We start from the raw sequence: 6,055 nt of genomic DNA on the forward strand, positions 1-6,055 counted from the left end.
ACAGCGATGACCCAGCCCACCGCGTTTCACGAGGCCGTGAGCGCGATCAGTTACCCGATGGTGGTCGTGACCGCGGCGGTGCCCGGCGGTGAACGCAGCGGCTGCCTCGTCGGCTTCCACACCCAGTGCAGCATCGAGCCGGCCCGCTACCTGCTGTGCGTCTCCCGGGTCAACCACACCCATCGGGTCGCCTCGGCGGCCAGCCATCTCGCGGTCCATCTCCTCGACGAGGCCGACGAGGAGCTCGCGACGCTGTTCGGCGAGCAGACCGGCGACGAGATCGACAAGTTCGCGCGCTGCGCCTGGCGGGAGGGCCCGTTCGGACTGCCGGTCCTCGAGCAGCCGCGCGCCTGGTTCGCCGGCCCGGTGCACGCTCGCGCCGACGTCGGCGACCACACGGCGTTCGTCATCGAACCGGTCGCCGGCGCGGTCGCCGGGCCGTTCACCCAGCTCGGCTTCCAACAGGTCCGGGACATGAAGCCCGGCCACCCGGCCTGACGGTCCCCGGGCAGGGCGACCGCGCGATTCCGCGGTGCCGGGGCACTAGCCTTCTTCAGATGTGAACACTTCTGTGCCCGGACCGGCCGCTGAGCCGGTCATCTCCGACCCGCTCGCCGCCGTCCCCGGCCCGATCGGGGGAGACCTGCTCGCCGGGCTGGACGGCGTGGGTGGTCGGCGGGTCGTCGACCCCGAGGCGGTGCTCGCGGACCTGCAGGCCGATCCGGAGGCCTTCAGCCCGCTCGGTGGACGGCCCATCCTGGTCGTCGACGCCGCCTCCCCGGCGGCGATCAAGGTCGGCGAACGCGGCCGCCGGCTGCCCTGCGTGTGCGTGGCGGTGGCCGAGGATCTGCGGTGGGTCCCCGACGGCGTCACCACCGCCGGGTTCGACATCCTGCTCACCGACGAGCCGGGGGCGCCGCGACCGTGGGTGACCGCGCCGGACGGGGTCGACGCCGCGGTGGCTGCCCTGGCTGCCGCGGTTGCCGCGAATCCCTTCGCCGCGACCGCCCTCATGCAGTTGCTGCGCGTGAGTACCGGGATCGACGTGCGTGATGCTGTCGTCGCCGAGTCTTTTGCCTACTCGGCGTTGCAGGCCGGCCCGGAGTTCGCCGGCTGGCTGGCCGGGCGCCGGGCCCGGCACAGCGCGCGCGCCGCCGGCGGGGCGACGGATCCGACGGCCCCCGCGACCGCCACCGGTGCGGCGCCTGCCGTTCTCGTCGAGCGGGACGGGGCGGTGCTCACGGTGATCCTCAACCGTCCGCGGGTCCACAACGCCGTGAGTATCAGCCTGCGCGACGGGTTGGTGGCAGCCTTCGGGCTCGCCGCCGCCGACAGCGAGCTCGCCGAGATCCGGCTGGCCGGCACGGGTCCGTCGTTCTCCAGCGGTGGCGACCTGACCGAGTTCGGCACGATGCTCGACCCGGTCGGTGCGCACGCCGTGCGGACCACCCGCAGCATTCCGCTGGGCCTGCTGGCCACCGGGCTGCCGGTGACCGCCTACGTTCACGGGCTCTGCATCGGTGCGGGAGCGGAGCTGCCCGCGTTCTGCGGACGGGTCGTCGCCGCCCCCGACGCCTCCTTCCGACTTCCGGAGGTGGCGATGGGGCTGGTCCCCGGCGCCGGGGGGACTGCGAGCATCCCGCGGCGGATCGGCCCGCAGCGGGCCGCCTACCTGATCCTCAGCGGGCTTCCCCTCGACGCCGGGCTGGCGCTGGCCTGGGGGCTCGTCGACGAGATCGCCCCGCGAGCGGGCATGCCCGGGGCAGGCCGCTGACCGGACGATGACGATCAGACGCCCACGTCCGGGTGGATGTCGAGTTCGGCGAGCCGGCGCCACAGGCCGTCGAGCGTGCGGGTGGGATGGCGGTAGAACTCCGAGCCGCGGATGCGGATGAACGTCCAGCCGAGCCGCTCCAGGATCCGCTGGCGGCGCAGGTCCGCCTCCCACTGGTCGGGGCCGTGGAACCGGTCGCCGTCGCATTCGACGGCGAGGCGGGGGCCGCGGACGCGCGCGGCACCCGCGCCGGGCGCCGGCGGGCGGGGTGCTCCTTCGACGACGAGGTCGATGCGGTAGCGGCCGACGGAGTGCTGGGGGCGGACCCGGTAGCCGCGGCCGAGGATTTCGCGCAGGACCGCGCGCTCGAACTCGCTCTCGCAGCGGTCGGCGAGCCGGCCCGCGGCCTGCGGGGTCGCACCGGCATAGGTGTACTCGATGAGCTGGCGGCGGATGTCATCCTCGCGCAGCGTCGCCGGGTCGACGGTGTGGAACACCCACATCTGGTTGCGGGCGCGGCTCGCGGCGACGTTGACGCGCTGCAGGTCGCGGCGGCGGGTGGCGGCGGAACGGTTGTCGTCGGCGACGACGGAGACGAACACAACGTCGCGCTCGTCACCCTGGAACTGGTACGGGTCGCCGACGCGCAGCGCCCGCCGGGAGAACTCCCGTTCGCCGAGCCGCTCGACCAGGGCGTGCTCGATGAGCCGGGGCTGCCCGGCGCCGAGCAGGGTGACCACGCCCATCGTCATCCCGTCATAGGCGGGGTCGGCGCAGCAGGTGACGACCTGATCGACGATCGCCTGTGCCTCCGCCGGGTTGGCGTCGCCGAAGCGGGTCTGCGCCCGGGCGCCGTCGGTGACGCGGACCGGGCGCAGCGCGGCACCGATCGCGAGCTCCGGATCCTCCCGCAGCGGCAGGATCTGATGGTCGTAGAAGCGGTTGGAGAACCCGATGATGTCGGGCAGGCAGCGGAAGTGCTCCTTGAGCACCACGGTCCGCGGGAACACCCTGGCGGCGGTGTCGTAGAGGCTCGCCTCCACGTCGAGCAGGGACCGCTGGGCCACGTCGGGCAGGTGGGCGTCGATCAGCGCCCCGACCCGGGCTCGGTCGATTCCGACGGCCTCCGGGCTCGTCTGGGCGTCGTCGCCGACGACCACGGCGCGCCGGCCCAGGCTGAGCACGCCGAGGGAGAGGATGTCGCACTGGCTGGACTCGTCGACGATGACGACGTCGAAGAGGTCGTCGGATCCCGGGTCGAAGCTCTCCATCACCCGATACGTCGGCATGATCCACACGGGCACGGCGCCCATCGCGGCGCGCATGTGCGTGCGGGCCTGCGCCCGCCAGTGCGGGGCGTACTTCCCGGTGCCCTTCCCCAGCCGGTCGAGGGCCTGCACCCAGCCGGTGAGCGCGCGGCGCTGCGGATCCCCGAGCCGGGTCGCGAGCCCGAGGCGGGCGGCGCGGCGCGCGGTGTCGAGCACGAGCCGGCGGGCCTGCTCGGAGGCGTCGCCGAGCTGGCGGCCGAGCAACGCGAGGTCGCCGTCGGCGTGCAGGTCGTCGAGCCAGGTCTGCGCCTGCCGCCAGCGCCACGCGGCCGCGGCCCGCGCCGGGTCGCCGCCGCCGGCTGCGGCGGCCGCGTCGCCGGGGCGGTCGAGGATGGCGTCGGCCCACAGCGGAGCGACCGCACGCAGCCGCTCCGACAGGCGGGTGCGCGCGGCCGCGTCGGGACGCAGCGCCGCCAGCCGGGCGGCCTCGCCGAGCAGCGCATCCCAGGTGGCGAGGTCGCGCCGCAGCAGCGCCTGATGCAGCTCGCCCCACAGCCGGCCGGCCCGCGGGCTGCTCCCGCCCTCCTCGAGGGTCCGCGCGAGCGCCGCGAGCCGCTCGGTGACCTCCTGTTCGCGGCGACGGCCGGCCGCGGCGGCGAGCAGGTCGGCCAGCCGGGACAGGGCGGCCGGATCGCTGCCGTCACCGGCGCCGGGAGCGACGGCGCGTAGCCGCGCGGCGAGCTCCGGGCGGCCCCGGCGTTCCCAGTCGACGGCGTCGGCGAGGTCTCGGGCGGCCGCGTCGAGCCGGGTCAGGACGTCGAGTGCACCCGCCTGCACGGGTTCGCCGCCGAGGGCGGCGGCGATCGCGCCCTGGCGGGACACCGTGGCGGCGAGGGCCTGGCGGCGGCGCACCTCGGCTTCGGCGACGGCCACGTCGTCCGCGGTGTGCGGGACGAGCCCGTCGACGCGGACCGCGTCGCGCAGCTCCCGCAGCTCCCGCCCGCCGAGCCGCGGCACCCCGCGCCCGGCGGCGTAACGCTCGCGCAGCTCCCCGAGCAGGCGCAGGTGCACCCGCGGGTCGCCGTCGGGCACCTCGACCGGGCGGCCGAAGGTCCGCGCGGTGAGCCCGCGCAGCTCCGTGACCTCGGCCGCCAGCTCCGCGGCCTGCGCGGCCCAGAACTCGGCCTGCGCGTCGGAGCCGGCGCACTGCGCCCGGGCGGCGGCGAGCCAGCCGACCGAAAGCCGCCGTGCCCGCTCGGCGCCGCCGCGGGTGTCGTCCACCAGCGCCTGCGCCGCGGCGTCGCCGAGGGCGTCGAGCGCGGCGACCGACAGGCCCGCCAGCTCCAGGTCGGCGAGGCCGTCGCGGACCTCGTCGAGCTCGGCGAGCAGCCGCACCAGGGCGACCGCGGCCGGCAGCGCGGCGGCGTCGGGCTGCTCCTGGGCGAGCGCGCGGGCGTCGGCGGGGCCGATCTCGCGCGCCGTGCGGTAGAGCAGCGCGAGCTCCGCCGGGTCCAGCGGCAGCGCCCGGGTCGGGTCGAGCCGGTCCGGGATGAACGACAGCTCGCCGTCCCGCTCGGCGAGCCACGCCGCCACCGCCGGGGCCCGTTCCCGCCCATGCGGCAGCTCGAACTCGCGGCCCTGGGCCGCCAGCAGGTCGATCATGCGCAGTTCGAGGGTGCGGGCGCGGGCGCGGGCCGCGTCGAGCTCCTCGGCGAGCGCCTTCACGGCCGCCGTCTCCCGCGCGGGGTCGACGTCGCTGAGCGCCCCGGAGATCTCCACCACGGCGGCGCGCAGCTCGTCGAGGTCCGCGCGGCTCGACCCCAGCACGGCGACGCTCAGGTCGCGCAGCTCCGGCGGAATCTTGTCGCGCAGCACGCCGAGGGCCTGCTCGTCCTGGGCGGTGACGAGCACGCGCTGCCCGTGCGCGACGAGATGGCAGATCAGGTTCGCGATGGTGTGGCTCTTGCCGGTGCCCGGCGGGCCCTGCACGGTCACGCCGCGAGAGACGGCGAGCTGGCGGGCGATCCGCTCCTGGTCGGCGTTGGTCGCCAGCGGCATGAGCAGCCGCTCGCCCAGGCCGCCGGAGGCGTCGGCGCCGAATCCCGGCGCCGCGCCCGGACCGCCGCGGTCCCAGCGTCCCGAGCCGGACGGTGGCCCGGCGCCGTCGCCGGCGAGCGCCTCGGCGACGAGCGCCTCCTCGGCGACCACGGACGCGATCGCCTCGGGGATGACGTCGCGTTCGGTGAGGGCGGTGCGCAGGTCGGCGTAGAACTGCGCCTGCAGGGCGGGCCGCGGCCGGGCGTACAGCGCCCAGGTGTCGACGAGGACCGGCGCCGCGCCGGGCGAGGGCAGGCCCGGCCCCTCGACGAGTCGGGCGTCCAGCCCGAGCGGCGCGATGACCTGGCGGAACACCTCCGCGCGGCCCGGCGCGTCCCACGGGTCCGCCGGCGCGTCACGCAGCCGGTCGCGCAGGGCGGAGAGCTCGTCGAGGCCGGGCAGCCCGAGGCCGTGCAGCGGCTCGGTCTCCAGGCTCGTCGGCCCGTCGGGATGCAGGCGGACGACGCCGGAGTCGGGATCGAGCGTCGCCACCATGCGGGTGACGAGCAGCGGATGGCTGATCACGGCATCGCCGACCCGCCAGCACAGCACGCCGTGCCCCCACACGAGCTCGGTGGTGGCGTCGTCGCGCTGCAGGGCCAGGCGCAGGTCGAACAGGCGCTGGTAGAGCGCGCGGGCGTCCCGCGCCGCCCGCGCCCCCGGCGCCCAGGGCCGCCAGACGTCGCGCACCCAGGCGTCGAGCAACGCCGCCCGCGGATCGGGCGGCTCAGGATCGGGCGGCTCAGGTTCGGGCGTCGGCCCCGTCGGCGGGGCCGCGGCATCGCCGGGCCGTGTGGCCGGCTCCGTGAGCACCGCCGCCTGCGCCGGGACGCCGGTGCTCACATCGGCGCCGATCGCGGCGTTCGGGCCGGTGCCGTCGGACCTGCTGGGCCCGGCCGGAGGCGCGGGGGAGGGG

General features: G+C 76.5%; 3 protein-coding genes. 2 read left to right on the forward strand and 1 reads right to left on the reverse strand.

Going from position 1 to position 6,055, the window contains the following annotated elements; all coding sequences use genetic code 11:
• Positions 1 to 6: 6 nt before the first annotated feature.
• Both NBZ85_RS06800 and NBZ85_RS06805 read left to right on the forward strand, forming a co-directional pair.
• Positions 7 to 498, forward strand: coding sequence for a flavin reductase family protein (locus NBZ85_RS06800; protein ID WP_261554971.1), 492 nt, complete (start codon positions 7 to 9; stop codon positions 496 to 498).
• Positions 499 to 571: 73 nt separating this feature from the next.
• A complete protein-coding gene (locus NBZ85_RS06805) occupies positions 572 to 1,774 on the forward strand; it encodes an enoyl-CoA hydratase/isomerase family protein (RefSeq protein WP_261554969.1) in 1,203 nt (400 codons plus the stop codon).
• Positions 1,775 to 1,788: 14 nt separating this feature from the next.
• Here the strand turns inward: NBZ85_RS06805 and NBZ85_RS06810 are convergent, their stop codons facing one another.
• Entirely contained in the window at positions 1,789 to 5,952 is a 4,164-nt protein-coding gene (locus NBZ85_RS06810) for a PDDEXK-like endonuclease domain-containing protein (RefSeq protein ID WP_261554967.1), read from the reverse strand.
• Positions 5,953 to 6,055: the final 103 nt, after the last annotated feature.

This window comes from Frankia tisae (genome assembly GCF_025403405.1).
In the GTDB taxonomy this organism is placed as follows: Bacteria; Actinomycetota; Actinomycetes; order Frankiales; family Frankiaceae; genus Frankia; species Frankia tisai.